Source organism: Persephonella sp. (assembly GCF_027023985.1).
GTDB lineage: Bacteria > Aquificota > Aquificia > Aquificales > Hydrogenothermaceae > Persephonella_A.
This window is the reverse complement of the sequence record NZ_JALVTW010000011.1, coordinates 1-24,961: the sequence shown is the minus strand read 5'-3', so window position 1 is coordinate 24,961 and position 24,961 is coordinate 1. Positions and strand designations below refer to the sequence as shown.

The following is a 24,961-nucleotide window of genomic DNA, read 5'->3' as shown; positions in this document are numbered from 1 at the left end:
TTATTTGCCCTGTCTGGAAAGCCTTTGAAAAATATCAAATCTTCTGTGTTTTATTTTAAAATCTGAGACAAAAAAGTCAAGATTTACTGACTAACCATTTCCATAATGGTGTCAGATGAATTTTTAAAGAATTAGTAGTAATTGTTTCTTCTTTCTCAGATGTTATCAAATATGACTCTTTTATTCCGAAATACTTCATACCTTCTTCTAAGGCAGTTAATTCTCTTTTTAAAGTTTCTTTACTGGATATATCATAACTTACATTTATAAGAAGTTTTTCTTGAGGAACGTAAAAATCAACCTCTTTTTTTTGTTTAAAGTAATAAATCTCTTTATACTTCCTTCTTAAATTTATAAAAACCAGATTTTCATATAATTTAGAGAAATCCGGAGAAAATGAAGTGTTGAATATATAATTGAATCCATTATCTACAATAAATACTTTTTTAGGGTTCCTTGCTTCTTCTTTTACAGAACTTTTAAATACTGCTGTTGTAAATGCTACATAAGCATCATTTAGATACTCAAAATACTCAAACAGTGTATCTTTAGATAGCTTATAACCCATTGATTTGAAATCATTATATAGTTTATTGAAACTTATCAGAGTAGCCGGATTTGAAAATATATACTTAATTAGTAGCTTTAATAAGGAAAGATTTTTAACATGGTATCTCTCTATAATATCTCTATAGACTACTAAATCGACATAATCCCTGAGAATTCTAATCTGGATATCCTCGTTTTCTTCCAAAACAACCTCAGGAAAACCACCTTTTATAAGATATTCATTAAATGCACTTTTTATAAAGGATAAACTTTTTGAAGAATACAGATTACACTCTATATTCTTAAAATCCAAAAATTCTTTAAAGCTAAGAGGAAAGATTTCATAACTAATCGTCCTTCCCCTTAAAGAAGTTGCTATCTCTTTTGATAGTAGTTTTGAAGAAGAACCTGTTATATATATTTGGGTGTTCAACGAGTCGTAAATTCTTCTTACAAACTTCTCCCAGTATTCAACTTCCTGGACTTCATCTAAAAAAATGTATATTTTTTCATCTCTTTTTTGTGGAAAAAGCTCAAAATAAGCCTCTATTAGTTCATCAAGGTTTTTATAGGTAATACCAATCAATCTATCATCTTCAAAGTTTACATAGATAATGTTTTCCTTTAGTCCTTTTTCTCTAAGTTTATTTATTAAGTCAAATAATATATATGTTTTCCCACTTCTTCTTACTCCAATTAAAGAAACTATTTTTTTTGTATTAAGGGGAATATTATAATCTCTCCTTAATACCTCTAAATCCCTTTCCATAAAGTCAGTTATTAATTTTTTAAAAAGTTCCTTCATTTTATCCCTCTAAACAGGGATAAAAATACAATATTTTATCCTTCTTGACAAGGATAAAGGGAACCATTACGGTTCCCTAAATTTTAGCTAAATCTTTTGTAGACAAATCTATAAACAACAGGCAGCAGTATTAGTGTCAAAAATGTGGAACTGAATATTCCACCAATAACCACAACAGCAATCGGTTTTTGGATTTCTGAACCGATATCATTTGTAAACAAAATAGGCACAAGACCTAAAGATGCTGCTGTAGCTGTTATGAGAATAGGTCTAAGCCTTAATGTTGTAGCCTTTTGTATGGCGGTATCTATATCCTTTCCTTCGTCTAATACCTGCCTTATATATGAAACCAGAACCACACCGTTTAGGGTTGCTATACCGAAGACAGCAATAAATCCAATAGATGCAGGAACAGACAGATTAAAGCCTGATATATAAAGTGCCAGAATTCCTCCGATTGTGGCAAAAGGAACATTAAGCATTATCAAAAATGCGTCTCTTATTGAGTTGTAGTTTATAAAAAGCAGCAGGAATATAAGTGCTATTGCCACAGGAACAATTATCGCCAGTTTTTTCATTGCCCTTTCCTGATTTTCAAACTGACCTGCAAAGCGGATAAAATAGCCTTCAGGTAGTTTTATTTCTTTGTGGAGTTTCTCCCTTAATTCTTTTATAAATCCTCCTAAATCTCTTCCTTCTATATTTAACTGGACAAGGGCATATCTTAATCCATTTTCATGTCTTATTTTGAAAAATCCTTCTACCACTTTTACATCTGCTATGTCCTTTAGATATAGAAGTGTCCCATCTTCTTTTTTGTAAACGGGTATATTCTTGATTTTTTCTATATCGCTTAAATCCTTTCCTGAAATTTTTACAAAGATAGGATAGCTTATAAGCCCGTCCCTATACTCATTTACTTCTGCACCTGCCATGTATTTTCCAACGAGGGAAAGAATATCTCCTATATGTAAACCATATTTATAAAGAATTTCCCTTTTAGGAACTATCTGGAGCTGTAATTTCCCTGTCTGTGCCTCTGTTTCAACATCTACAGCCCCTTTGGTATTTTTTGCAATTTCTTCCACCTTATAGGCTATTTCATTTATTTTTTTTAAATCATCTCCAAATATTTTTATAGCCACTGTTGCTTTTACTCCAGATAGCAGCTCTTCTATCCTCATTGCTATAGGCTGGGTAAATATAATCCCTGCAACTGGCAGGTCTTTTAATTTTTCCCTTAAGGCTTCTTTAAACTCTTCCTTTGAGGAAAACTCTTTCCACTGATTATAAGGTTTAAGAAGTATCCATGTTTCCATATAGTTAACATCCTGAACTTCTCCTTTTTCTGCTCTACCAATTGTTGTAAAAACCTTTTGGACTATGCTAAAAGACTTTGCCTGATTTTCTATGTATCTGGCTACTTTTTCTGATTGGTCTAATGAGATATTCGGATCTAAATAAACTTCCAGTAAAACAGCCCCTTCATCAAGTTCAGGGGTAAACTCTGTTCCTATCTTGCTAAGCAGATAAAGGCTGCCGCCAAATACAACTGCTGTAGCAATAAATAAAATAGCTCCTATCTTAAAGGCAAATCTTAAAACTTTGTGATAAACCTTCTCAATAAAATCCATTACTATATTTTTCTCAGAACCACCTTTTAATCCAAAATAAGCAAGCACAGGCATAGCAACTAAAGCAATAATCAAAGAAGATATAAGGGCAAAGATTATTGTTAATGCAAGGGGCTTAAAATATTTACCTTCAACAGATTCAAAACTAAAAATAGGCAGGAAAACAACAATTATAATTAAAATAGCAAAAACGACAGGTCTGATAATCTCCTGAACAGAAAGCTTTATAACCTCTAATTTGAACCTTTTGTCTCCTTCTTCATTATGGCTTAAATGCCTGAAAATATTTTCAATAACAACAACTGTTGCATCTGCAAACAGACCAAGTCCAATCGCAAGACCACCAAGGGACATAAGATTTGCAGTAAGACCAAACTGTTTCATAAGGATAAATGAAATAAGCAATGTAAAAGGAATAGACAGGATAACCAGAACAGCTGCTCTGATATTTCCAAGAAATATAACCATCGCAATAGATACCAGAACAATACCTTCAATCAGTGCCTTTTCTATGGTGAATAACGCCTTTTCTGTAAGATAAGACTGGTCGTATAAGAGCTTTATCTGGACGCCTTCAGGTAGAACTTCTTCATTTATTCTTTTTATCTCTTTTCTAAGCTTTTCAACTATTTCCTGTGTGTTTGTTCCTATCCTTTTGAGAACTATATTCCCTTGAACTTCCCTTCCGTTAAGGGTAAATGCACCTCTCCTTTGGGGCACCTCATCTTCCTTAACAATCGCCACATCTTTTATTCTGACAACCTGTCCATTAACTACTTTTACAGGAATATTTTGTATATCCTTAATAGATGTAATACTACCAACTGCCCTTATGACCAAATCTCCTTCTGCTGTTTTTGTGTATCCTCCGCCAGCCAAGCCTCCATTTTTATCAATTGCCGTAAAAATATCATCAATAGTTAGCTTATATTTAAGAAGTTTTTCTAAATCTGGATAAACAATGAATGCCTTGTCTGGTCCCCATTGAACAATGTCTTCAACACCATTGATTGATTTTAGAAGTGGTCTTATAGTCCATTCCTGAATGGTTTTAAGGTCTGTTAATGAGTATTTCCCTGAGTTGTCTACAAGTGCATACAGCAAAACATTTCCAAGACCAGAAGAGTTTGGCCCCATTATTGGGGTAATCCCTTCAGGTAATTTAGATTGAGCCTCAGGTAGTTTTTCCATAACAAGTCGCCTATCAAAATAAATATCTGTTCCATCTTTGAAAAATATCGCTACATAAGACAGTCCTGCTATGCTGACACTTCTAACCTTTTCTACATCCTTAATTCCACTCATCACAGTTTCTATTTTTTTGGTTATCAGTGCTTCCACTTCCTCTGCCGAGTATCCTGGAGCTTCTGTGAATATATTCACCTGCGTCGGCGTTGGGTCTGGAAATGTATCAACGGGAATTGTTTTAAATGCATAATATCCATAGGCTAAAGCCCCTATTAACAAAAATAGGACTATCAATCTATACTTAAGTATTAAACCTATCATTTTTAACCTCCAAAAGTGTTAAAATACTTTTTATGAAAAACTTTAAATATGAAGAACTTAAAGAAATAAGAAGAGGATTTGGAGTTTTATTTATACTTGTTCTTACATACTTAGGTAATTTATTAAAAGGATATGTGAAAAACTCTTCTCCCAATGATAAAGAAAATTTTTTGGTTCTCGGAACTTTTTTATTTTTGACTGCTTTGTTTATTGGACTATTTTTAATTACTATAACCATTTGGAAAAAAGGAGAAGAAAATGGATAGCATGTTATTTTCCATACTTTTAGCGCTGGTTTTAATGGCCTTGATTTTTGCAACCCTTCCATTATGGATGCCCAAATTAGTAAACTGGCTGGAAAAGAAAGAAAAACACTCATAACTACTCCTCTGCTTCTCCGAAGAATTTAGATTTTAGATGTATCGCACCTTGAACAACTATTTTTTGACCTTCCTGTAAACCTGACAAAATCTGATAGTAGCCATTTATCCTTTCTCCTATCCTAACTTCAACAGGTTTAAAGTTGTTTTCTTTATATTCCACAAAAACAAAGTGCTTCCCTTCATTTTCAACAACAGCAGAGGCAGGAACAAACAGTCCTTTGATTTTTCTTAAGGGAATTTTTACATCAACATACATATTTGGCTTTAGAATATGGTTATGATTATCTGCTATTATTCTGACATTTACCATTTTCGTTTCAGGGTCAACCTGTTTACTTACATAATCAACAATTCCAGAAATTTTTCCTATTTGGGATATAACCTGTGCCTTAGCTCCTTTCTTTATAAAAGGTGTATCTTCCACAGGAACTGCTGCGATTACCCATAATCTTTTATCTGAATAAATCCTGAAAAGCATTTTATCTATATCAACACTATCTCCAAGAACCACATTCTGGTCGGTTATATAGCCATTTATTTTTGACCTGAGAATGAGGAAACCGTCGCTAACCTCTCCGTAAACTCTGAGGCTGTCTTGTAATGCCTTTAGATTTGCCTTTGCATTTTCATAATTAATTTTTGAGCTATAAAATCGGGTATATGTTATAAGCTTTTTGTCGTATAGCTGCTTTTCCTTTTCATACAGCTTTTTCAGGGTTTCATACTTGACTCTGGCCTGATTTATCTGGGTTGTGATTTTAGCTATTTCCGGAGAGTAAACATAGGCAAGAATCTGTCCTTTTTTAACTGTATCCCCCTTTTTTACCAAAAGCTTTTTTACTATTCCATCAACAGGGGAATAAATCTTTTGAACAAGAGTTAAATCCTCTTTTACTATGGCAGGATATTTTTTGATTAAATCTATAGCTTTTTCGTGAACAGCAGTGGTCTTTATTCCTAGAACCTTCTGGATTTTTGGTGGAATTTCATTACTTTCAGATACTATATTTTCCTCTTCAGCAAAGGCTAAACCAAATATAAGAAGAAATAATATTAATCCTCTCATTATCTAATACCTCCAATTTTTATAAATTCTCCATAAAGTTTGTGTAGCTGGTAATAAAGCTGCGCTTTGTATAAAAGGGTCTGATAATACTGTTTTCTGATTGAAGACAGATCAAGGTATGTGATTGTTCCTTCTTTGTATCCTGATAAGGCAAGCTGTAAGCTTTGTTTAATCTTGTCTATGGCAGTGCTATCAAGCTTTTTAATCTGGTCTGTTAAAACTTTATACTGACCTGAAATGCTTTTTATCTGTGCTTGATACTGGAGTTTATACTGTTTTTCTTTTGCTATAAGCTGCTTTTTTCTGTTTACAGCAGAAATTATTTCTCCCTGATTTCTGTAAAAAACAGGAATAGAAAAGGATATTCCTATCCCAAACTCATATTTGCCAAGTTCTTCTGCATCTTCTTCTGCTACTAAACCGATTGATATTTGAGGTTTTGCAAGGACTTTTTGCCTTTTTATCTCTTCATCATAAGATTTAATCAAAAGTTTGTAGTAGCTTATTAAAGGAAGCTTACTTATGGATATATCTTTCAAAGACCTAAGCTGATACAGGTCTCCTTCTATTTTTTGTGGGTTTATTCCTGCAATTGCAAACAGATAACTTTCTCTGGCATGTTTTTCTGATTTTAGTTTCTGTATTTCAAGCTGGATAAGGGAAATATCTTTTTCTGTCCGCAAAACATCTATTAACAGTGCATCTCCAAGGTCATATTTTTCTTTTATAAAAGAATAAAGCTTTTGCAGGTTCTCAAGTTCTTTTTGTTTTATTTTTATCTGCTGGTCTAAAAACAGAATTTCATAAAAAATCTGGTATATTTGACCGGCGAGAATATTTTTCTGTTGCTGGAAAAAATATTCCTGTGCTTTTTTCTGGAGAACTGCCGATTTTATGGCAAAATCTTTTTCTCCCCATAGTCTAAGTTGCTGACTCAAGGAAAATGATGTTAGAGCAAAACCGCTTTCTGTTTGGGAAACAAGTCTACCAAACTCAATATCAATCTCAGGATTATATGTCCTTTTGGCAGAAAGGATTTTACCATCATAAGCTTTTTTCTGATATTCATAGCTTTTTAGATATGGACTGTTTTTAAAGGCTTGCAGCAAAATATCCTCATAGGTTGCAGCATAGCTAAAACTAATTATTAATAGGAATACAACATAAAATCTGGAAAACATACTAAACCTCCTAAAATGGTTTTGAAAAAAGACAGAATAAGGCCGTAAAAATTTTGATTAAGAAAGGGTTGGAGGTTTAAAGATTTCTTGGGGAGACTCTTGTGGATTTAAATTTGGAAGGATAAAAAATGGTTTTTCTGGAAATTCTATTTCTTTAATTTCAAAATTTTCAACAAATAAATATTTCAGATGCAAATTTTGGTGAATATCGCATAATGGGTCTTTATTCTTATGTGTGTCATAGAAGGATTTTAGACTTTCTACTTTTTGCATACATGGATCTATTTTATAAAAAACAAACTCATGAAAAACATTAAAGGAAAACCCTATTAGCAAGATAATCGCCACTAATTTTTTGAACATATTGTTAATTTAGCAGATTTATCTTCGTTTTGCTAATGGTTTATCTCATAAAAGTTATAGCCAGCCTTTTCTTTTAAAGATATAAAGTGGAATTAATGCTGAAATTATCATAAGAAGCAATGCAAAAGGATAACCATATTTCCATGCAAGTTCAGGCATATGTTGAAAGTTCATACCATAAATACTTGCTATCAGTGTAGGAGGCAGGAATATAACAGACATAATTGTGAATATTTTTATAACCTGGTTCTGCTGGATATTAAGTAACCCTAAAAATGTGTTTTGCAGGTAATCAAGTCTTTCAAAATTAAAGGTAGTGTATTCAATCAATGAATTAACATCTTTTATCATTATCCTTAATTCTTCCCTTACCTCACGGGGAACTTTGTAAGATTTGAGCAACGAGGATAATATTCTCTGTTTATCAATCAGGTTTTCCCTGATTGTCATATTCATTTCTTCAAAATAAGAGATAGACTCAAGGATTTCTTCTGTTATATCAATTCCTGTAAAGATAATCTTACTAAGTTTGCTTATCTCTCTGGTTATGAACTCAAGAGTGTCCGCATCTGTATCTATCCTAATTTCAAGCAGTCCTGCAAATATGTAATAACCATCTTCGTAGGCACTTGGGTTCATCATAAGCTTTTTAACAAGCTCTTTGAAAGTTTTAAGCTCCCTGTATCTAACTGTTATCAGATGGTGTTTTTTCAGGATAAATGTTACAGTTTCATTGAAAGGGGTTTCTCCTTCACTGGTTATCAGATAATAGGCATTGATTGTTATGCTTTCTTCATCCTCAAAATATCTGGAACTGATTTCTATCTCTGTGATTTCCTGTTTGGATGGAAATTCAACCTCAAACTCCTTTGATACCCATTCTATTTCCTCGTCAGTAGGAGAAATCATATCAATCCACAGAACCTTTTCAGGATGTTTACACTTTCTTGAAAGGTCTTCTATGCTTTCAATCCTTATAGTTTGTTCTTCTCTAATAAATAATCTAATCATGATATTTTATGATACTACTTTATAACCTTTAAAATCTCTAAAATGTCATGCTTGTGATTTTTAGAAAGCATTCCAAAAATTTTAAAACTATCTATAATAACGAAAGCTTTATCTTTATCAAGTTCAAAGTAAACTTTTTCATTTTTTTCTGCTTTTCTCCCAATTATGCTGTTTCCATTTTGGTCTTTTAAGTAAGAGACAGGAAAACAAATATAGACCATCGGTTGTATGCCTATTGCCTTTTGTTTTTCTCTTATGGTAATTTCGGCAATTATAAAAAAGCCATTATCAAAATCATATATTAAATGAGGATATTTAATTTCACTTTCTAAAAATTCCATTTCATTAAAAGTTTTACGAATAGGATTGGACTTATATATTTTATAGCTGTTTTCTATTAATTTACTTTCAGGGATATTTTTGATTTTTATCTCCAAAGTATCTATATCTTGTTTGGAAATTACACCCATTTCATAAAAATAATATAAATACTCGCTCAACTCGTATAAGACTTTTTTCTTCCCATTGTATGCTTTGAAGGTTAAGTCATTTCTATCTTTTAATCTTGAAAAATCTGCCTTACTTGAATTTAGTTCTGCATCGTATCCAATTTGCCACTCAACATACATATTAGGATTAAAAACTTTTTGCCTTGTGGCTACAGGAACACCAAAATCTGTATAGCTTTGCCTTTCTTTAATTCGTATCTTTCCTGTAGGTTGGGTTAAAGGAATTTCTATAATAATTTTTTGGTTCCTATAATCAACAGAAGATATTTTCATTTTTTCTCCTTTATAGGAATAAAATGGCCTTTTAATAACTCCTTGAAATATTTTAAGATAAAAGTTTCATCTTTAGGATGAATTTTGGAATTAGAATAATGCTTTTTTAAAAATGGATATTTTTTTAATGCATAGCTTATAAAGTAGTCTTTATATCTCCTGAATAATTGTGTATCAATTAAAATATCTAAATTGCCAAAGTAATAGGGAACATGTCTTATAAAATCCTTGAAAATATCAACATAAATGTAATAATCCAGTTTATCTATATCTACTTTAACTGCATTTGCAATAGGTTTTTCTATAAATGTTTTATTCCTTTTCAATGCATTTATATCCCTTAATGTATAAAAAAGTATATCTCCTTCTTTAATTTTTATATTTTTCTTAGGGTATTTATTTATAAAATCTCCTATATACTCAAAATCACTAAGTTTGAAAGTTTTACCTTCAATAGTCTTAAAATTGAAATTCTTTATATATTCATAATCCATTCCATTATTTTCTTTTCTTTTATACAAGGCGATTACAATAGGGAATTCAGAAGATTTTGAAGTCTGATTAAAGTATTTACTACTAATTATTAAACTATCTACTATTATATAGTTTTCTCTAAAATTTTTTAACAAGTTGAAATTTGCCTTTTTAATTAAATAAGACAAAGGATGAAGGACACAAATATAATCTGCTTTTAGGTAATCAAATGCTCTCAAAAAAGATATACCTATGTCCCTAGTCTTAAGTTTCTCATTCACTCCAAAATTTAATTTTTTTAGTCTTTTCTTAGCTTGGGAGGTAATATCGTTATAGGGTGGATTACCTATGACAATTAATTTTTTTTCTTCATCTATACCATAAGCAGTTCTATTGAAAACCTCTAAAAAATTATAGTTATAGTAAGCAACATCTTTTGTATTATTCTTTGCAATTTCTAATGCTTTAGAGTCTATATCATTACCGATTTTCTTTGCCTTTGTTTCTTTTGATAAAAAAACTCCATAACCACAAGCAGGGTCAAAGACAACTGTTTCTTTATCAATATATGGTTCTATAAAATCCCAAACCGTATCAACATAAATAGGGGAGGTATAAAATGCACCTTTATTGATAAGGTTGATTTTATCCAAATGGGAAGGTAATGCTTGGTAATTATTATTTATCATAACGTTTCTATTTTATCACAGAGAAAAATCCCATAAAATCTTTCACCTTTCTATATAAATTTCCATAGGATAGGAAAATTTATTCTAAATAACCCTTTACTGCAAATATAATGTCTATTATATTTATTATTGCAATATACAAAATTTAAATATTGCAAAATAGAGGTGAAAATGAGTGAAATAATCTATCAGTTTGGGGATGAAATCCTGAAAAAAATAGATGGCTTTGAAAATTACGCCGTTAGCAACAAAGGTTATGTCTACAAAGGCCTGAAATATGGGCTTTTACCTGAAAAGTATAAAGAATTCCGGATAAAGCCATTTAAAAATAAACAGGGTTTTTTGCAAGTTCAGCTCAGTAATAAAGGGAAAAGAAAAGTTTTATACGTTCACAGGCTTGTTGCCCAGTATTTTGTCCCTAATCCTGAAAATTATAAATATGTGGTTCATATAGATGGAAATAGAGAAAACAACAAAGTTTCCAATCTAAAATGGAGTCCTTATCCGGAAAAAAAGGAAATGGATTATCAGGAAATATTTGATTTATACGCCCAGGGATATTCCATTTATAAAATCTCAAAACAGACAGGATTAAGTCCCCAAAAAATAATGAAAATATTAGGCAAAAAGGATATATTAAGTATATCTGTATCCTCTGAGCTAAAGGAAAAGCTTGTTCAGGAGGCAAAGGAAAAAGGCATAACCTTAAATAAACTGATTGAAGAAATACTAAACAAATATATAGGAGAAAAAAATGGATAAAATTTTGGTTCATATATGCTGCGGAGTAGATGCGATTTATGCACTGCAAAAAATAAAAGAAGAGTTTCCAAATTCATATATAGAGGGGTATTTCTACGACCCTAATATACACCCAGAGGAAGAATACGAACTTAGATGGGTAGAAACCCAAAGGGTATGTAATCAGCTTGGAATAAACTGTGAAAAAGCTGAGTATGATATCCAGAACTGGTTAACAGCAGTTAAAGGACTGGAAAATGAACCAGAAAGAGGAGCAAGATGCACAGTTTGCCACGATGTCAGACTGGAGAAAACAGCACAAAGAGCAAAAGAAAAAGGGTTTAATAAAATCACAACCGTTCTTATGATGAGTCCTAAAAAGGATTTTCAGGTTTTAAAATCTGTAGGTGAGAAAGTAGCTTCCCAGTATGGTCTTGAGTTTGTAGCTATAGATTTCCGTAAAGGTGGCGGCGTTGAAAAGATGAACAAGCTATCCAAAGAAAGCCAGCTATACCACCAGAATTACTGTGGGTGTATGTTTGCCCTATTCCAGCAAAGAAAAGGTGAGTTTGTGGAAGAACTGGTTAGCTTCGGTAAAGGAAGACTTCCAGGTAGCAGAGAAGAACTACTTTTTATAAAACAAATAAGAACCTTTGCAGAAGAACTGGGGCTACCCTGCACAGAAAAAGATTTTGATTTTATGAACTGGCGTTTAATATCTTCTGTGATGAAAGTTAATAAACAACATGTTTTCCACACGGTTTTATGGGGTTCCCATTCAATAAAAGGAATACTTAGAGCAAAAATCAGCGACATAGTAGAGTTGGAAGATAAAAGGGTATGCTTCTTAAGCAAATCAAATACACAGATATGGGTCTTAAACTCTTCTCTAAAAGAAATCCCCCTTGAAAAACCAAGGAATTTTACACATCCAATTTTTGTTGTAGGAAATGAAACCCAGCTAAATATAGGTGATAAAGTTGAACTGCAGTTAAAAACTAAATTTGATGAAAACGGGAAATCCCAAAACCTGTATATAGGGGAAGACACAGCAACAGAATTTATAGATTTCTGGAGTGATACTCTACCGGATGGTTCATACGGATGTAATATAGAAAAAATTAAAAATGAATTAATAAAACATAAAGTAGATATAAAAAATGGAAAACTTCAGATAAGAATATTCGGAGCACATACAATCGGACAGTTAGGTAAGAAGACTTTACAGGAAAAAAGTTTGAATTTAAGTTATTATTAATGTTATACTTTTTCATATCACTAACTTAGGGTTTAAAATATTGATTGACCTCATTCAAGCATCTAAAATTTGCAAAGATGAGAGGGAAAAGAGAGGTCTATCCAGAAAAGACCTTCACAAAATCACGAAACTACCTGTTGACATCATAAGAAGATTAGAAGAAGATGAAAATTACCTTAAAAAAGAACCATACGCCTATTTCCAGATGAAAGTCCTTTTGAACTATTTTGGTATAGATGAGGAGCTTTCAAGGGAAATCTCACCGGAAGAACCAAAAAAAGAAAGGGAAGAAATAGTAGAATATCAGCCAAAAAGTTCCTTTCTTAAATTCTTTAAAGGTGTTTTTGGAGCATTAATACTTGTTTTATTCACAGCCCTGTCATTTTCATTTAAAGAAAAAGATGAAGACAATTTTGCATCATTTTTATCCCTTCTAAATTCAACCCCTGAGGAAAACGCCAAACCACAGAAAAATCCTGATAGAAATATAAAAAATATTAAAAACATCCACCTGAAAGCAAAAAATTATGTGTGGATTACAGCCTATATAGACGGTAAAGAAAAAGTAATAAAACTAAGAAAAGGTCAATCTATAAAACTAAAATTCAATAAAAAGATTAAATTTGAAACTATAGGGAATGCGAATAATCTTGTTATTATCTTTGATAACAGAAAAGTTGCCCTTAATCAAAAAATAATCCATAATCTTTTTGTTGATAACGAAGGAGTCTTCTATAATGGATACAATCTGGCACAGGAAGAAAGTTGATACCTGCTAAAGAAGAAATAGAAAAAGCAAAACAGGAAGTAGAAAAATACGTTAATCAAAGAATATCAGAATTTAAAAACCTGAAAGAAAAAAATCTAACAACATTTGATTTTAGACCTTTTGTAGATATTGAACCTTACCAGGCTGATATATTCTCAGAGGCTTGTTTTTGTATTTTGACTGCTAATTCTTCTGCAGTAATGGGAATAAAAATCCAAAAGGAAGTAGGTATTGAAGGATTTAAAGAGTATCCTTTTGAAAAATTATTTGAGATTATCAGAAAAAAAGGACATAGGTTTGCAGCCCAAAGGGCAGAAAGAATTATAAAACTCAGAAGTCAGGAAGATTTTTTACTTGAGATTGCAAAAGAAAAAAATGGCAAAGAAGCAAGAGAAAAACTGGTAAAAGCCATATACGGTTATGGATACAAAGAGGCCAGCCATTTTTTAAGAAATATAGGATTTGATGATGTTGCTATTATAGACAGGCATATATCCAGATTTTTGTTTGAAAAAGGCCTTGTCCAGCCAAGAAAAACTATAACCAAAAAAGTTTATCTTGAATGCGAGGAAGCCCTTGAAAAAATTGCCGCAGATATGGGTCTAACCCAGGCAGAACTTGACCTGTATATCTTTTACATCAAAACAGGTAAAGTTTTGAAGTAACTAAGAAATATAAAAAATAAACTCTGAACCTTTTCCTATACCTTCGCTTTTAACTTTTATTTCTCCACCTAACAGATAGACATATTCCTTGGTAATAGCAAGTCCAAGACCTGTTCCCTTATATTTCTTCTGTAAAGGATTTTCAAGCTGGGTAAAATTTTTAAATATTTTTGGAATGTCCTCCTCCCTAATACCTATTCCTGTATCCTTTACAGAAAAAAACACTTTATTTCCTTCTGTCCAGACGGAAACCTTTATACTTCCTTTCTCTGTAAATTTGACAGCATTAGAAAGTAGGTTAATCAAAACCTGTTTTAATAGTTTTTTATCAGTATAGACTTCAATATTCCTATCCGGAAAAACAAGCTCAAGATTCTTCCCATCTGATAGAGGTTTTATTATCTGTTTAATTTCTTCAAATAGTTCTTTTACATTAAATTTTTCTTTATTTATTTTTACGGCACCGGCTTCTATTTTTGCATACTCAAGAATATCATTTATTATTTCAAGGAGATGTTTTCCTGAAGTTTCTATACTATTTAATGCTTCCTTTTTAGTTTTGTCCTTTTCTTCCATTTTTAAAAATTGGGAAAATCCTATTATGCTATTTAACGGAGTCCTCAGTTCATGAGACATATTTGATATAAACGCTGATTTTGCCTTTGAGGCTTCCTGAGATTTATTCAAAAGTTCTACTTTTTCTATAAGTAAACCTATAAGATTTCCTATTGATACAAAAAACTTCTTTTCTTCTTCGGAAATTTTTCTTTTTGTTTCAAAAACAAGATAACCTTTAACCTTTTCCGTTTCAATTTTTACTGAAAATGGTTTTTCTTTTTCTAAAAAACTTACTTTTGTATCACTGAAAAATTTCTTTAGTTCCTCAACAGCAACATTAAGCACTTCTTTTTCATTTTGCAAAGTTGTAATTTTACTGAAAATTTCAATAAGATTACTAAAAAGTTCAAGTCTTTTTCTATTTTCCTCTTTTATAGTATTTAGGGCTTTTTCTATTTCTGAAAGCATATAGTTAAATGCTTTTGATAAAATGGCTATTTCGTCATCTCCATGATAAAAAAACCTCTTTGAATAGTTTTTGGTTCTTACAACATCTTCCATTGTATTAGCAATTTTTTTCATAGGATTTACAAGCTTTTTTGATAGATAAAAAGCAAGAAAGACTATTAATCCAAAACCACTAAAAAACACAAGGAAAAAGAAATTTTCAACCTTTTTTAAAGGGAAGAAAGCTATATTTTTATTTATCCTAGATACAAGAAACCAGTTTTTCAAAGGTTTTTCTTTGAATTTCTCAAAAATATAAAGGTATTTGTCATTTTCATAGTTATATTTTTGGGGAATATTTTTTATAAACCCAATATTTTGATTTGTTTTAGGGTCAAAAACAGAAAGTGATGCTATAGAACTGGAAAAAAGAAAATATTTCAAATTTTCAGGAGATAAGGTGTATATTATTTTCCCTATTTTTTCCTTGTGAAAAGACGCATATATATCAAAAGATATAGAAATATTTTTATTTTCTATATACTTTGAAATACTTTTTCCGAAACTTCCTTCTCTGGTAGAAGCAATAACATTACCTTTCTTATCCACAACAAATATATCGCCTTTTATCCTATAGTTTCTTTTTATCTGGTCTAAAAATATCTGTATTCTTTTATCCATATCACCTGTAACAATATCGTCCATAATCTGAGCTTTTGACCAGAAAAGGAGATTTTTACTTATGGAAGAAAAGTAGTCTTCTATATTTTTCTTAACAAGCTCTATATTTTGTATTTGCTGATTTTTTATATTTTCTTTAAGGAGATTTTCACCATACCTAAAAATAAAACATCCTGTTATTCCGTAAGGTAGAAGCCCTAAAAAAAGCAATGCTAATAATATTTTTGTTCTGATACTCATCTTAATTTCTCTTTTATTTTTGTTATCAGCCTGTTTATATCAATGGGTTTTAAAATATAGTCTACGTCTTCTTCATTATCTTCTGAAGCTGTTAGGAAAATAATAGGAATATTTTTGTCTTTTATCTTCTTGTAGACTTCATAGCCATTAATATCAGGCATCATAACATCAAGTAAAATAAGGTCTGGATTTTCTTTCAGGACTTTTTCTATACCTTCTTTCCCTGTTTTTGCTTCTACAACAGATAAATTTTCCTTTTGAAGAATCAGTTTAAGTAAGAACCTATTATGTGCATCATCATCTATAATCAGAACTTTTTTCATCTTTTTGCCCTGATAATACATAAAATTTTTAAGCTTTTATCTAAATATTCTTTAGTAAGGTATCCTATGGAACCTTTCACGCTTTTTAGAAAATTTCTCATAGCTTTTTCTGATTTTAAAACAAGAGGCGGAGTAATCCCTTCATAATATCTTTGGTTCCAGTAAATACTAAGTTCATCTTCATCCATCTTTAGAACATATCTGTTAAATAGCTTTCTCAGTTTGTTATTTGCCGGTAGATTTACAGGGATAATTTTTATATTATTTGAAAAAATCTTTTCTTTCAGGTAAGCGAACTTAATATCTCTACAACTAAGCCTTAAGCCTGATTGCTTTCCCGAAACTACATAAATAGTAATTTCTTCACTGTAAGAATTATTACTCCATATTAAAAAGATAAAAATAAAAATTAATTTTCTCATCAGAACAACAAAGCAAAGGATAGTCTTATGTAGTCATTTTTCCTTTCATAAAGTTGATACTCGGCTTTCATAGATATGTTAAATCTAGGCTTAAAATTTAATGTAAAAGTCCATATATCCACACGATGTTTATCCGAACTATCATAAAGTCCATCTTTCCTGAAAATGAAATATGTTTTATTGAATACTCTTCTTGCTACCTGGACATAGTATGTGATTTTCCCGTGTTCTTTGTGTCTGACATTACCCTTTTTCCTTTCATTTGCATAATAAACCTCTGAAGATAGATAATAATTTTTCAATTTTGTTTTTCCATACACACCTAAAAATTTATATTTTTCATTTACATTATCTGCATCAAGAATTACACCGTTTAATCCTATCTTTTTGTTTATATCAAATATTTTTTCCAACTGGAAACCAACCATATCATCTGTTTTTATGTTGTTATAAGAGGCATTTATACCCTTTCCCTTTTGAATAAAAAAGTCATATCTGAGGCTTTCCAGAAAAGGAAGATATCCATTCAGGTTTAAACCTGTTGTAAACATTGGGAAAAAAAATGTTGAGACTAAAGGGTCGGATGCTGTCCATTTTAAAGCATCTATATGAATTTTATTCCATATACCAAGGGGTGTTAAAAATCTACCAATCTTAAAATTAAGAAATTCATTATAGTAATAGTTCACATAAAGCCTTTCTATTTCAGGTTCTATGTGCCAGTATCTATTTTTTTCCGTGCTTGAGGATACATATACATCATCAGCTTCCAGTTCGGAAAATATTGAAAATCTGTTTAAACTTATTCTGGTTAAAAATGCCAGATCATCCAGCTTAAAAGAATGTTTACTATTTTTTTTCCAGTAATTTAAAGATATATATCCACCAAACCAGAAATATCTACCCAGATTTAAACCTCTACCAAATTTGTAAGAAATATCTTCTGCATAGGCAAGCGTATAAAAAAACAAAAATAAAAAAAGAAATCTTTTCATTACTGTCTTTTATAAAATTGATAATAATGATAATTATATATTTTTTTCTAAAAAGGGGCAGGTGGGAAGCCCCTCTGTGAATTTAATCCCCATTAGGACCATTATGGCAGTCATAACAGCTGACTGCGTGTCCTGTATTGAAAGTTTTTGTTCCCCATTCTGTATTGAAGGATTTTGAGGTTTTTACTTCAGAAAGTTCCGAGCCTCTTAGATTTGTTCCGTGGCACGCTTTACACATATTGTATCCGTTCTTTTCCACGTATCCACCGTGTTTATCTACCCATGCCTGTCCTATTGTATGCATACCGTGAGGACCTTCATCCGCAGTTAAAGGAACTTGATTTTTATGGCATACTGCACATTCTCTGAGTGTTCCTTTATATCCCTGAAGTGCCTGTATCTGAACATTGTCTTTTGCTAAGCTTGAAGGATATATTGCATGTGGAGAACCATGACAAGTTTCACATTGAAGACCTCCATGACCTTTACTGAATCTGTAAAGGGATTTTCCAGGTATAGGAGTGTCTGGTTGTGTCGCAAATCTATTATCAACAACTGTTCTTAACGAACCACCTATTATGTCGTTTTGGAAAACCGTTTTGTATCTATGTCCTCCTTGATGACATTGCTGACATTTGGGCATATCAAACCATCCTTCCCTTGAAGAACTTCCAACATCTGCCATTGTTCCATGGCAATATTGACACTCAACATGGGCATTACCCATAGCGCCTCTTAGACACTGGGTTTGTGAACCGGGGTGACACATATAACAGGCATTTCTTCCTGTCTTTCCTGTATTTGCTACTGGTCTGGCATGTTTTGAGTGTATTGCCTGGGTTAATGGAGGCACACCGTTAATACCTGAACCCGGTAAAGCATTTGATTTATGACAGGCTGCACATAAAACAGGTGTTCCATTTCTTGCAGTTTGTTCTAAAGAAGATTGATAATAATATCCTTTATTTGCAAGCTGATTAAGCATATTTTGAGAGATTTTGTGTTTTTCATCGTGTTTTCTCAGTATATTCCAGCGATAATCCTTTTCTGGATTCGGGTCATTAACAGGTTGAGAAGGTAAAGCCTCTGTATTACCTGAATTAGAACCATGACAGGCAATACATGTCATTTCATCACTTACAGGCATTACTGTTGTAGTCTCTGCAAGGACATTCCCATTTAAATCTTGCGCAACAACTTTAACAAGAGGATATTCATCTTTTGTTCCGTTATCATCATAGGGAGTTGCCGGTATTCCTTCTGCTTGGAATATGTTATATTTACTCAGAAAACTCATCTTATAGGGTATAGTGCTCGCCATGTGGAAACCTTTTAAACCCACATCCGGCTGGAGATTAACACCAAAAAGGCTCTGAACATAATCCCAGAAATTTGTTTTTCCAACGCTTGTTGAGTTTATAGTGCCATCTGAATCAGCCTGAGCCTGATAAAAAACTTTAACAGAGGTATCTGAAAGTTTTTCAGGTTCATGACCTCTTCTAATTACATGAGCATTAATCGTATTAAAAGGAGGCAAAATAGAAAAAACAGAAAAATCTTTATCTATACAGTGCATTCCAAGGTCATTCCATGCAACTACGATATAATCTCCTGTTGCCGGAGTTGTGTTTCCACCACCGGTATTCCCACCATTGTTATCATTTTCCCCACCATTATCTCCATCATATGTATTATGTTTGTGTTCATCCTCTCCATTAAATACTACATTTCCAGAATCACTTCCACTACCACCGCCTCCTCCGCAGGAAACGAACATGGAAGCTATTAAAACCATACACCCTGCCATGAGCTTTTTTTTCATAGCTTTCCTCCCGTAAGTTTTTTGGGAAAATTAACGCAAGAGATGTTCCAAATGAAAATTTATTGTTTTTCAATGACTTTCTTGAATTCAGGATTTACAGATGTATCTTTTTGATACAGTTTAGAAAGAGATATTATATTTCTTTATATATCTGTATATCTGAGCTCTCGTAAGCCCTGAAATTCGTGAAGCCTTTGATATATTACCTTTTGTTTTCTCAAGCAGTTTTTCTATATACCTTTTTTCAAATTCTTCCTTTGCATCCCGAAATTTTTTCAGATTATCAACCGTTGAAGATTTTTTAAAAATTTTTCTAATGGTATTTCCGGAGGTTGTTAAAAGTAATCTCTCAATGGTGTTTTCAAGTTCACGAACATTTCCAGGCCAATCATAATTCAATAGGTCTTCTTCTGCCTTTTTAGACAAAGTTTTTGGCTTTATTCCATATTTCAGGGAATATTTTTTTATAAAAAACTGTGCAAGGGGAATTATATCTTCCTTCCTTTTTCGTAAAGGAGGAATATTAACTTTTATCACATTTAACCTGTAATATAGGTCTTCTCTAAATGCTCCTATTTTTACAAGTTTTTCCAAATTCTTGTTAGTAGCTGCTATAAAACGAACATTTATTTTCTTTGATTTATTGCTTCCAAGAGGTTTTATTTCTTGCTCTTGAATAACCCTTAAAAGTTTAACCTGCAAATTAAGTGGTAACTCCCCAATCTCATCTAAGAATAATGTCCCTCCATTGGCCTCTTCTATCAGACCTTTTTTATCAAAATCTGCCCCTGTAAATGCACCTTTTTGGTATCCAAACAACTCAGCCTCAAGTAAATTTTCCGGTATCGCTCCACAATTTATTGCAATAAAAGATTTCTTTGCCCTCTTACTATGTTTATGAATGAATCTTGCTATTACCTCTTTCCCTGTCCCGCTTTCTCCTGTTATTAAAACAGTAGCATCAAAAGGTGCCACTTTTTTTGCGGTTTCAATAATATCTCTCATTTTTTTACTTTCTACGATAATTTCATCTGAAATAATATCTTTTAAATTTTTAATCTCTTCCTTGAGAGAAGTTATCTCAAAGGCTTGATTAATTACATGTTTCAGCTCTTCATAATTTATAGGTTTTGTTATGTAATGGAGTGCTCCTATTTTTATTGCTTTAACTGCGTCTTCTATTTGACCATAGGCTGTCATAAGAATTATAGGCATTTCCGGATATTGTTCTTTTACTATTTCTATGAATTCTAAACCTGTTATTTCAGGCATTTGCTGGTCGACTATAATAAGGTCTATTTCTTCACTGGAAATTATATCAAGGGCTTTTAATGGAGAATTTTCAGTTTTTACCAGGAAACTCTCATTTTTTAGCTTTATTCTCATAAGGGATAAAATATCCTTATCATCATCTACAATTAGTATTTTCCTCTTAATCATCACTTTCCTTCTGTATCATTTTTATACAGTTTAATTTAAAGAAATATTCTGTTAAGTAAAGCAAGTATCCGGAAATTTTGTCTTCCGGTATTCTGTTTATTTGCAGAACATCATTTTCCATGTAAAAATCAACACCTAAAAATTTTAAATTTTCCAAAGCCCTTTTCAAAGCATTGGGATAACCATTAATGTATCTTTTTGATACAGTCTTTTCAAAAAAGTCGTAAAGGTCTATTTTTTCTTTTTTATTCAGCGTTTCAAGAACTATTAAATTATCAATAAGAACTTTAAGCAATTCTATGTTTGATTTTAATATTCTGAACGCTTCCTGCCTTTCTTTATTTGACAATTCATTTTCTGATAATAATTCTGAGGCAGTCTCTATTTTAAAAAACAAATTGTTTATCTCATGTTTTAAAGCATTTAATCTAAAATTTTTATCCAAGTTTATCCTCGTAAATGGATTTTCTTGATATAGTATTATGTAAAAAGGTTATTAGGCAAGGAAATGATACAAAAACTAAAAGAGTTGGCAGAAAAAAACGGGATATATCTTAATGAAGAGCAGCTAAAGAAGTTTGAGAAATATCTGGAATTACTATCTAAATGGAACAGGGTTTATAATCTCACATCAATAAGAAAAAAAGAGGAAATAATAACAAAGCATTTTTTAGATAGTTTTACCCTTGTTAAAGTTTTTGAAAGGACAGGTATATCTGTAGAAGGTAAAAAAATAGCTGACCTTGGTTCAGGTGGAGGATTTCCCGGAGTTCCTATTAAGATATATTATGGGGATAAAATTGATATGTATCTGATTGAGGCTGTTCAGAAAAAATGTATATTTCTGGAAATGCTTGGAAGGGAGCTTGAGCTGGATTATAAGGTGTTGTGCGACAGGGCAGAGAATATAGACCAAAAATTTGATATCGTTCTGAGCCGTGCCACAGGAGATGTTTTTGATGTTTTAAAATGGGGAAAAGACCTGTTAAAAGAAGATGGCTATCTGATTATTATGAAAGGCAAAAAAGTTGAGGAAGAGTTAAAGCCATATACCCTATCTATGAAATTTGCAGGACTACCGGAGAGAAAGTTCGTAATTATCCAGAAATCCTGATTGAGCTATATCAATGCTTTCTCCTCAAAATAATTTCATATTAAAAACCGTTATTTCTTTCTTGTAATAATGAAATTTTTGTTATATCTTAAAAGTAATAACGGTTAAGGAGATTAAAGATGTTGCAGGAAATAACATACCTGAGGGTTTCTGTTACAGATAAATGCAATCTTAAGTGTTTTTACTGTCGTCCTGACAACTCAGAGTTCGTTCCCCATGAAGAAATCTTGAGATATGAAGAAATAGCCAGACTTGTAAAGGCAATGACAAAATATGGCCTGAAAAAAGTTCGTATAACCGGCGGCGAACCTCTGGTAAGACCACAACTGGAAGAACTGGTTAGAATGCTAAGGGAAATTCCGGAAATAAAAGATATATCCCTCACCACAAACGGAATTACACTTGCAAAACATGCAGAAGAGCTTAGAAAAGCAGGTTTAGATAGACTGAATATTTCCATAGACAGCCTAAAACCAGACCTATTTTATCAGATAACAAAAGGCAAACTTGAGGATGTCCTTGAAGGCATAAAAGTCTCAAAAGAACTGGGATACGACCCCATAAAAGTAAATGCAGTTATTGTAAAAGGTTTAAACGAAGATGAGGCATTGGATTTTGTTGAGTTTGGAGCAGAATACGGAGTAGAAGTCAGATTTATTGAGATGATGCCAATAGGCGGAGAACTTATAAACTGGTCAGAAGAAAAGGTCAAACCCCTTGATGAAATAAAACAAAAAATAGAAGAGAAATATGGAAAGCTAATTCCTTCAATTTCCATAGGAAGCGGTGCAGCAAGGGTTTATAAAGTGCCTAAGTTAAACACAAAAATAGGATTTATCACCCCTATGTCAAATCCTTTCTGCGATGGATGTTCTAAACTAAGACTAACTGCAGAAGGACATATAAAGCTATGTCTCAGAACAGATGAGGAGATAGATGCAAAACCTGTTATTAGAAATGGAACAGATGAAGAACTAGACAGATTTATCAAAAAAGTTCTTATTGAGAAGGAAATCTCAAATCAGAAAATCATAAAATCAGGCTATGCATTCTCAGATTGCAGAAGAATAATGACAAGTATAGGAGGATAGGATATACTATTTGAAAAAAAGCAAGAGGTTTTATGCTTTCTGTAGTTATTGTTGCTAAGAACGAAGAAGACAGAATAGAAAGAGCTCTTAAAAGTGTATCTGATTTAGCCTCAGAAATAATACTGGTTGATTCAGGTTCTACTGATAAAACAGTTGAAATTGCCAAAAAATACGGTGCCAAAGTATTTTTTCGTGAATGGAAAAACTATGGCGACCAAGTTGATTATGCAATAAAGCTGGTAAGCCAGCCATGGTTATTTGTCCTTGATGCAGATGAGGAAGTATCACCAGAGTTAAAAAAATCAATTCAAGAAGCAATAAAAAATCCTACTGCAGATTGTTATATGGTAAACAGAAGAACATATTATCTTGGGAAATTCCTGAATTACTCATGGTATCCTGAATGGAGATTAAGACTTTTTAAAAAAGGAAAGGTTGAGTATGAGAGAAAAGTCCACGCCAAACCTATATGCAAAGGAAGCATAGGTAAACTTAAAGGGGACTTATATCACTATTCATTTAGGAGTTTAAAAGAACAATTTGATAAAACAGTTAGATTTGCCCAACAATCAGCAGACCTAATGTATTCACAGGGAAAAAAATTCCATGCCTATAATCTAATCTTAAATCCTATAGCATATTTTATTAAATTTTATTTTATTAAAAGAGGCTTCCTTGACGGCACAAGGGGGTTAATCATTGCCCTTTCTGGAAGTATGTATGCCTTTATGAAATATGCATTTTTATATGAGAAATATATCAAAGAAAAATCAGGAAAAAAATAATCTATCTATTCTAAAGCCTCTTTTTAAAAAGGTAATTAAAAATCTACCATCAGAAATAAGAGAAGGTTTTGCTTTAAGTGCTTTAAATAAAAAGCTATATCCTGTTTTAAAATCACCAAACTTAAAAGCCACTTCAGAAATATGAAAATAAAAATTTCCCCTATAGTTTACAGGAATTTTGTCTTTATAATCTTCATAAAGCTTTAATGTATATTTATAAAAATTACTACTTTTACTCATTCGTGTAGGAGCTGAATGCTCTCTTATGAGGACTGTATCTGTGTCCGCAATAACAATTTTTTGGCCAGATAATCTTGCTCTAAAAAAAAGTTCAATATCTTCACGGAATTTATACTCTGGGTTATAAAAAATAAATGTATTTTTTTTAAAAGCAGTTGCCGAAGGAAAGCCAATTTTAGAAGAAAATACAATGTAATCAATATTTTCTGGGATTTTACTTTTTGATTTTCTTTTTATCTTTCCTGTTTCATCTATAAACGTTCTTGGCCTTGCAAAAACTATATCTGGATTTTGACTTTCAAAGATTTTTAGAATTTCTTCTATATGATTTTCTTTCCATAAATCATCGGCATCCAAAAAGAATAGATAATTTCCTGAAGCTAATTTAGCCCCAATATTCCCAGATATATTTCTTCCTTGATTTTTTTGATTTCTCGTATATTTGATTTTTCCGTTATCTATCAAGTCTTCAAAATTCTCATAAATAACTTTTTCCGAATTGTCCTGTGAGGCATCATTCACAATAATAATCTCTGTGTCCTTAAAAGTCTGATTTAATATGGAGTTTATAGATTGAACAACATATTTTTCGCCATTATAAACGGGAATTACAACACTAACTTGAGGCATTTTATCTCCTTATACCGACCAATATTCCATCTCTAATCGGAAGAATAACCGAAAAATAATTTTCAAACATATATTTGTTAAACTGGTCTAATATTTTAGCCTTTTTATGCTGTGGTTCAAACAATACTTTTCCTTGGAACAGAACATTATCAGCTATCACCATTCCATCTGGAGAAAGATTTTTTTCTAGAGTTTTTATTGCTTCTATATATTTTGCCTTTTCTAAATCCAGAAAAAGTATATCAATATTTTGGTATTCCTGCCCTATTTCAGTAGCATCTACGACTCTAAATT

At 31.8% G+C, this 24,961-nt stretch carries 25 protein-coding genes and 1 pseudogene; 9 read left to right on the top strand and 17 right to left on the bottom strand.

Annotated features, from left to right (window positions below):
• Positions 1-76: 76 nt before the first annotated feature.
• Together MVE07_RS02750 and MVE07_RS02745 are read right to left on the bottom strand one after the other, a co-directional pair.
• Positions 77-1,354 (bottom strand): ATP-binding protein, encoded by a 1,278-nt coding sequence (locus MVE07_RS02750; RefSeq protein ID WP_297453652.1) that lies wholly within the window; start codon positions 1,352-1,354, stop codon positions 77-79.
• An 83-nt stretch (positions 1,355-1,437) separates the two neighbouring features.
• Positions 1,438-4,497 carry a CusA/CzcA family heavy metal efflux RND transporter gene (locus MVE07_RS02745; RefSeq protein WP_297453649.1) on the bottom strand — a complete coding sequence of 1,020 codons (3,060 nt, stop codon included), beginning with the start codon at positions 4,495-4,497 and terminating at the stop codon, positions 1,438-1,440.
• A 32-nt stretch (positions 4,498-4,529) separates the two neighbouring features.
• Here MVE07_RS02745 and MVE07_RS02740 point away from each other — a divergent pair, with 32 nt between their 5' ends.
• Positions 4,530-4,763, top strand: coding sequence for a hypothetical protein (locus MVE07_RS02740; protein ID WP_297453646.1), 234 nt, complete (start codon positions 4,530-4,532; stop codon positions 4,761-4,763).
• Positions 4,756-4,878 carry a hypothetical protein gene (locus MVE07_RS02735; RefSeq protein ID WP_297453643.1) on the top strand — a complete coding sequence of 41 codons (123 nt, stop codon included), beginning with the start codon at positions 4,756-4,758 and terminating at the stop codon, positions 4,876-4,878. Before MVE07_RS02740 ends, MVE07_RS02735 begins: the two co-directional genes overlap by 8 nt.
• On the opposite strand, the gene MVE07_RS02730 is transcribed toward MVE07_RS02735, so the two are convergent.
• From MVE07_RS02730 to MVE07_RS02705, 6 genes are read right to left on the bottom strand one after another with little or no spacing between them, the layout of a single operon-like run.
• Entirely contained in the window at positions 4,879-5,946 is a 1,068-nt protein-coding gene (locus MVE07_RS02730; RefSeq protein ID WP_297453640.1) for an efflux RND transporter periplasmic adaptor subunit, read from the bottom strand.
• The gene (locus MVE07_RS02725) at positions 5,946-7,127 is read right to left on the bottom strand and encodes a TolC family protein (RefSeq protein WP_297453637.1); all 1,182 of its coding nucleotides are present in this window, start codon (positions 7,125-7,127) and stop codon (positions 5,946-5,948) included. The genes MVE07_RS02730 and MVE07_RS02725 overlap by 1 nt, the downstream gene beginning before the upstream one ends.
• 57 nt (positions 7,128-7,184) lie before the next feature.
• Positions 7,185-7,490, bottom strand: coding sequence for a hypothetical protein (locus MVE07_RS02720; RefSeq protein ID WP_297453634.1), 306 nt, complete (start codon positions 7,488-7,490; stop codon positions 7,185-7,187).
• A 54-nt stretch (positions 7,491-7,544) separates the two neighbouring features.
• Positions 7,545-8,501: a magnesium/cobalt transporter CorA gene (gene corA / locus MVE07_RS02715; RefSeq protein WP_297453628.1), complete on the bottom strand. Its 957-nt coding sequence runs from the start codon at positions 8,499-8,501 to the stop codon at positions 7,545-7,547.
• A gap of 14 nt (positions 8,502-8,515) precedes the next feature.
• A complete protein-coding gene (locus tag MVE07_RS02710) occupies positions 8,516-9,283 on the bottom strand; it encodes a R.Pab1 family restriction endonuclease (RefSeq protein ID WP_297453625.1) in 768 nt (255 codons plus the stop codon).
• A complete protein-coding gene (locus MVE07_RS02705; RefSeq protein WP_297453621.1) occupies positions 9,280-10,446 on the bottom strand; it encodes an Eco57I restriction-modification methylase domain-containing protein in 1,167 nt (388 codons plus the stop codon). Before MVE07_RS02705 ends, MVE07_RS02710 begins: the two co-directional genes overlap by 4 nt.
• 171 nt (positions 10,447-10,617) lie before the next feature.
• Between MVE07_RS02705 and MVE07_RS02700 the strand changes: the two genes are divergently transcribed.
• From MVE07_RS02700 to MVE07_RS02685, 4 genes are read left to right on the top strand one after another with little or no spacing between them, the layout of a single operon-like run.
• The gene (locus MVE07_RS02700; protein WP_297453618.1) at positions 10,618-11,208 is read left to right on the top strand and encodes an HNH endonuclease; all 591 of its coding nucleotides are present in this window, start codon (positions 10,618-10,620) and stop codon (positions 11,206-11,208) included.
• Positions 11,201-12,445 (top strand): epoxyqueuosine reductase QueH, encoded by a 1,245-nt coding sequence (locus MVE07_RS02695; protein ID WP_297453615.1) that lies wholly within the window; start codon positions 11,201-11,203, stop codon positions 12,443-12,445. The genes MVE07_RS02700 and MVE07_RS02695 overlap by 8 nt, the downstream gene beginning before the upstream one ends.
• Positions 12,446-12,485: 40 nt before the next feature.
• Positions 12,486-13,214 (top strand): helix-turn-helix domain-containing protein, encoded by a 729-nt coding sequence (locus MVE07_RS02690; protein ID WP_297453613.1) that lies wholly within the window; start codon positions 12,486-12,488, stop codon positions 13,212-13,214.
• Positions 13,211-13,879: an N-glycosylase/DNA lyase gene (locus MVE07_RS02685; protein ID WP_297453611.1), complete on the top strand. Its 669-nt coding sequence runs from the start codon at positions 13,211-13,213 to the stop codon at positions 13,877-13,879. The genes MVE07_RS02690 and MVE07_RS02685 overlap by 4 nt, the downstream gene beginning before the upstream one ends.
• On the opposite strand, the gene MVE07_RS02680 is transcribed toward MVE07_RS02685, so the two are convergent.
• The 7 genes from MVE07_RS02680 to MVE07_RS02650 form a co-directional block, all read right to left on the bottom strand.
• The gene (locus MVE07_RS02680) at positions 13,880-15,805 is read right to left on the bottom strand and encodes an ATP-binding protein (RefSeq protein ID WP_297453609.1); all 1,926 of its coding nucleotides are present in this window, start codon (positions 15,803-15,805) and stop codon (positions 13,880-13,882) included.
• Positions 15,802-16,128, bottom strand: coding sequence for a response regulator (locus MVE07_RS02675; protein ID WP_297453607.1), 327 nt, complete (start codon positions 16,126-16,128; stop codon positions 15,802-15,804). Before MVE07_RS02675 ends, MVE07_RS02680 begins: the two co-directional genes overlap by 4 nt.
• A complete protein-coding gene (locus MVE07_RS02670) occupies positions 16,125-16,550 on the bottom strand; it encodes a hypothetical protein (protein WP_297453605.1) in 426 nt (141 codons plus the stop codon). Before MVE07_RS02670 ends, MVE07_RS02675 begins: the two co-directional genes overlap by 4 nt.
• A complete protein-coding gene (locus tag MVE07_RS02665) occupies positions 16,550-17,545 on the bottom strand; it encodes a hypothetical protein (protein WP_297453603.1) in 996 nt (331 codons plus the stop codon). Before MVE07_RS02665 ends, MVE07_RS02670 begins: the two co-directional genes overlap by 1 nt.
• An 82-nt stretch (positions 17,546-17,627) precedes the next feature.
• Positions 17,628-19,367 (bottom strand): hypothetical protein, encoded by a 1,740-nt coding sequence (locus MVE07_RS02660; RefSeq protein ID WP_297453601.1) that lies wholly within the window; start codon positions 19,365-19,367, stop codon positions 17,628-17,630.
• A gap of 120 nt (positions 19,368-19,487) precedes the next feature.
• Positions 19,488-20,807, bottom strand: coding sequence for a sigma-54 dependent transcriptional regulator (locus MVE07_RS02655; protein ID WP_297453599.1), 1,320 nt, complete (start codon positions 20,805-20,807; stop codon positions 19,488-19,490).
• Positions 20,800-21,252: a hypothetical protein gene (locus MVE07_RS02650; RefSeq protein WP_297453597.1), complete on the bottom strand. Its 453-nt coding sequence runs from the start codon at positions 21,250-21,252 to the stop codon at positions 20,800-20,802. The genes MVE07_RS02655 and MVE07_RS02650 overlap by 8 nt, the downstream gene beginning before the upstream one ends.
• Before the next feature lie 63 nt (positions 21,253-21,315).
• Here MVE07_RS02650 and rsmG point away from each other — a divergent pair, with 63 nt between their 5' ends.
• The 3 genes from rsmG to MVE07_RS02635 all read left to right on the top strand — a co-directional run bounded on the left by rsmG (position 21,316) and on the right by MVE07_RS02635 (position 23,797).
• Complete coding sequence (rsmG, locus tag MVE07_RS02645) at positions 21,316-21,921, top strand: 16S rRNA (guanine(527)-N(7))-methyltransferase RsmG (protein WP_297453595.1); 606 nt, start codon at positions 21,316-21,318, stop codon at positions 21,919-21,921.
• Positions 21,922-22,040: 119 nt separating this feature from the next.
• On the top strand, positions 22,041-23,012 hold the full coding sequence (gene moaA / locus MVE07_RS02640; protein WP_297453593.1) for a GTP 3',8-cyclase MoaA: 972 nt from the start codon (positions 22,041-22,043) through the stop codon (positions 23,010-23,012).
• Positions 23,013-23,044: 32 nt separating this feature from the next.
• Positions 23,045-23,797, top strand: coding sequence for a glycosyltransferase family 2 protein (locus tag MVE07_RS02635; RefSeq protein WP_297453591.1), 753 nt, complete (start codon positions 23,045-23,047; stop codon positions 23,795-23,797).
• On the opposite strand, the gene MVE07_RS02630 is transcribed toward MVE07_RS02635, so the two are convergent.
• Together MVE07_RS02630 and MVE07_RS02625 are read right to left on the bottom strand one after the other, a co-directional pair.
• Positions 23,783-24,667 (bottom strand): glycosyltransferase family 2 protein, encoded by an 885-nt coding sequence (locus tag MVE07_RS02630; RefSeq protein WP_297453588.1) that lies wholly within the window; start codon positions 24,665-24,667, stop codon positions 23,783-23,785. The two genes, MVE07_RS02635 and MVE07_RS02630, sit on opposite strands and share 15 nt — an antisense overlap.
• 1 nt (position 24,668) lies before the next feature.
• Positions 24,669-24,961: pseudogene (locus MVE07_RS02625) on the bottom strand (O-methyltransferase); the annotation flags it as partial.

What these genes read in the sequence shown, in the direction of transcription:
- MVE07_RS02750 (WP_297453652.1), bottom strand. Translation starts at nt 1,354, where the DNA reads ATGAAGGAACTTTTTAAAAAATTAATAACTGACTTTATGGAAAGGGAT.
- MVE07_RS02745 (WP_297453649.1), bottom strand. Translation starts at nt 4,497, where the DNA reads ATGATAGGTTTAATACTTAAGTATAGATTGATAGTCCTATTTTTGTTA.
- MVE07_RS02740 (WP_297453646.1), top strand. Translation starts at nt 4,530, where the DNA reads ATGAAAAACTTTAAATATGAAGAACTTAAAGAAATAAGAAGAGGATTT.
- MVE07_RS02735 (WP_297453643.1), top strand. Translation starts at nt 4,756, where the DNA reads ATGGATAGCATGTTATTTTCCATACTTTTAGCGCTGGTTTTAATGGCC.
- MVE07_RS02730 (WP_297453640.1), bottom strand. Translation starts at nt 5,946, where the DNA reads ATGAGAGGATTAATATTATTTCTTCTTATATTTGGTTTAGCCTTTGCT.
- MVE07_RS02725 (WP_297453637.1), bottom strand. Translation starts at nt 7,127, where the DNA reads ATGTTTTCCAGATTTTATGTTGTATTCCTATTAATAATTAGTTTTAGC.
- MVE07_RS02720 (WP_297453634.1), bottom strand. Translation starts at nt 7,490, where the DNA reads ATGTTCAAAAAATTAGTGGCGATTATCTTGCTAATAGGGTTTTCCTTT.
- corA (WP_297453628.1), bottom strand. Translation starts at nt 8,501, where the DNA reads ATGATTAGATTATTTATTAGAGAAGAACAAACTATAAGGATTGAAAGC.
- MVE07_RS02710 (WP_297453625.1), bottom strand. Translation starts at nt 9,283, where the DNA reads ATGAAAATATCTTCTGTTGATTATAGGAACCAAAAAATTATTATAGAA.
- MVE07_RS02705 (WP_297453621.1), bottom strand. Translation starts at nt 10,446, where the DNA reads ATGATAAATAATAATTACCAAGCATTACCTTCCCATTTGGATAAAATC.
- MVE07_RS02700 (WP_297453618.1), top strand. Translation starts at nt 10,618, where the DNA reads ATGAGTGAAATAATCTATCAGTTTGGGGATGAAATCCTGAAAAAAATA.
- MVE07_RS02695 (WP_297453615.1), top strand. Translation starts at nt 11,201, where the DNA reads ATGGATAAAATTTTGGTTCATATATGCTGCGGAGTAGATGCGATTTAT.
- MVE07_RS02680 (WP_297453609.1), bottom strand. Translation starts at nt 15,805, where the DNA reads ATGAGTATCAGAACAAAAATATTATTAGCATTGCTTTTTTTAGGGCTT.
- MVE07_RS02675 (WP_297453607.1), bottom strand. Translation starts at nt 16,128, where the DNA reads ATGAAAAAAGTTCTGATTATAGATGATGATGCACATAATAGGTTCTTA.
- MVE07_RS02670 (WP_297453605.1), bottom strand. Translation starts at nt 16,550, where the DNA reads ATGAGAAAATTAATTTTTATTTTTATCTTTTTAATATGGAGTAATAAT.
- MVE07_RS02665 (WP_297453603.1), bottom strand. Translation starts at nt 17,545, where the DNA reads ATGAAAAGATTTCTTTTTTTATTTTTGTTTTTTTATACGCTTGCCTAT.
- MVE07_RS02660 (WP_297453601.1), bottom strand. Translation starts at nt 19,367, where the DNA reads ATGAAAAAAAAGCTCATGGCAGGGTGTATGGTTTTAATAGCTTCCATG.
- MVE07_RS02655 (WP_297453599.1), bottom strand. Translation starts at nt 20,807, where the DNA reads ATGATTAAGAGGAAAATACTAATTGTAGATGATGATAAGGATATTTTA.
- rsmG (WP_297453595.1), top strand. Translation starts at nt 21,316, where the DNA reads ATGATACAAAAACTAAAAGAGTTGGCAGAAAAAAACGGGATATATCTT.
- moaA (WP_297453593.1), top strand. Translation starts at nt 22,041, where the DNA reads ATGTTGCAGGAAATAACATACCTGAGGGTTTCTGTTACAGATAAATGC.
- MVE07_RS02635 (WP_297453591.1), top strand. Translation starts at nt 23,045, where the DNA reads ATGCTTTCTGTAGTTATTGTTGCTAAGAACGAAGAAGACAGAATAGAA.
- MVE07_RS02630 (WP_297453588.1), bottom strand. Translation starts at nt 24,667, where the DNA reads ATGCCTCAAGTTAGTGTTGTAATTCCCGTTTATAATGGCGAAAAATAT.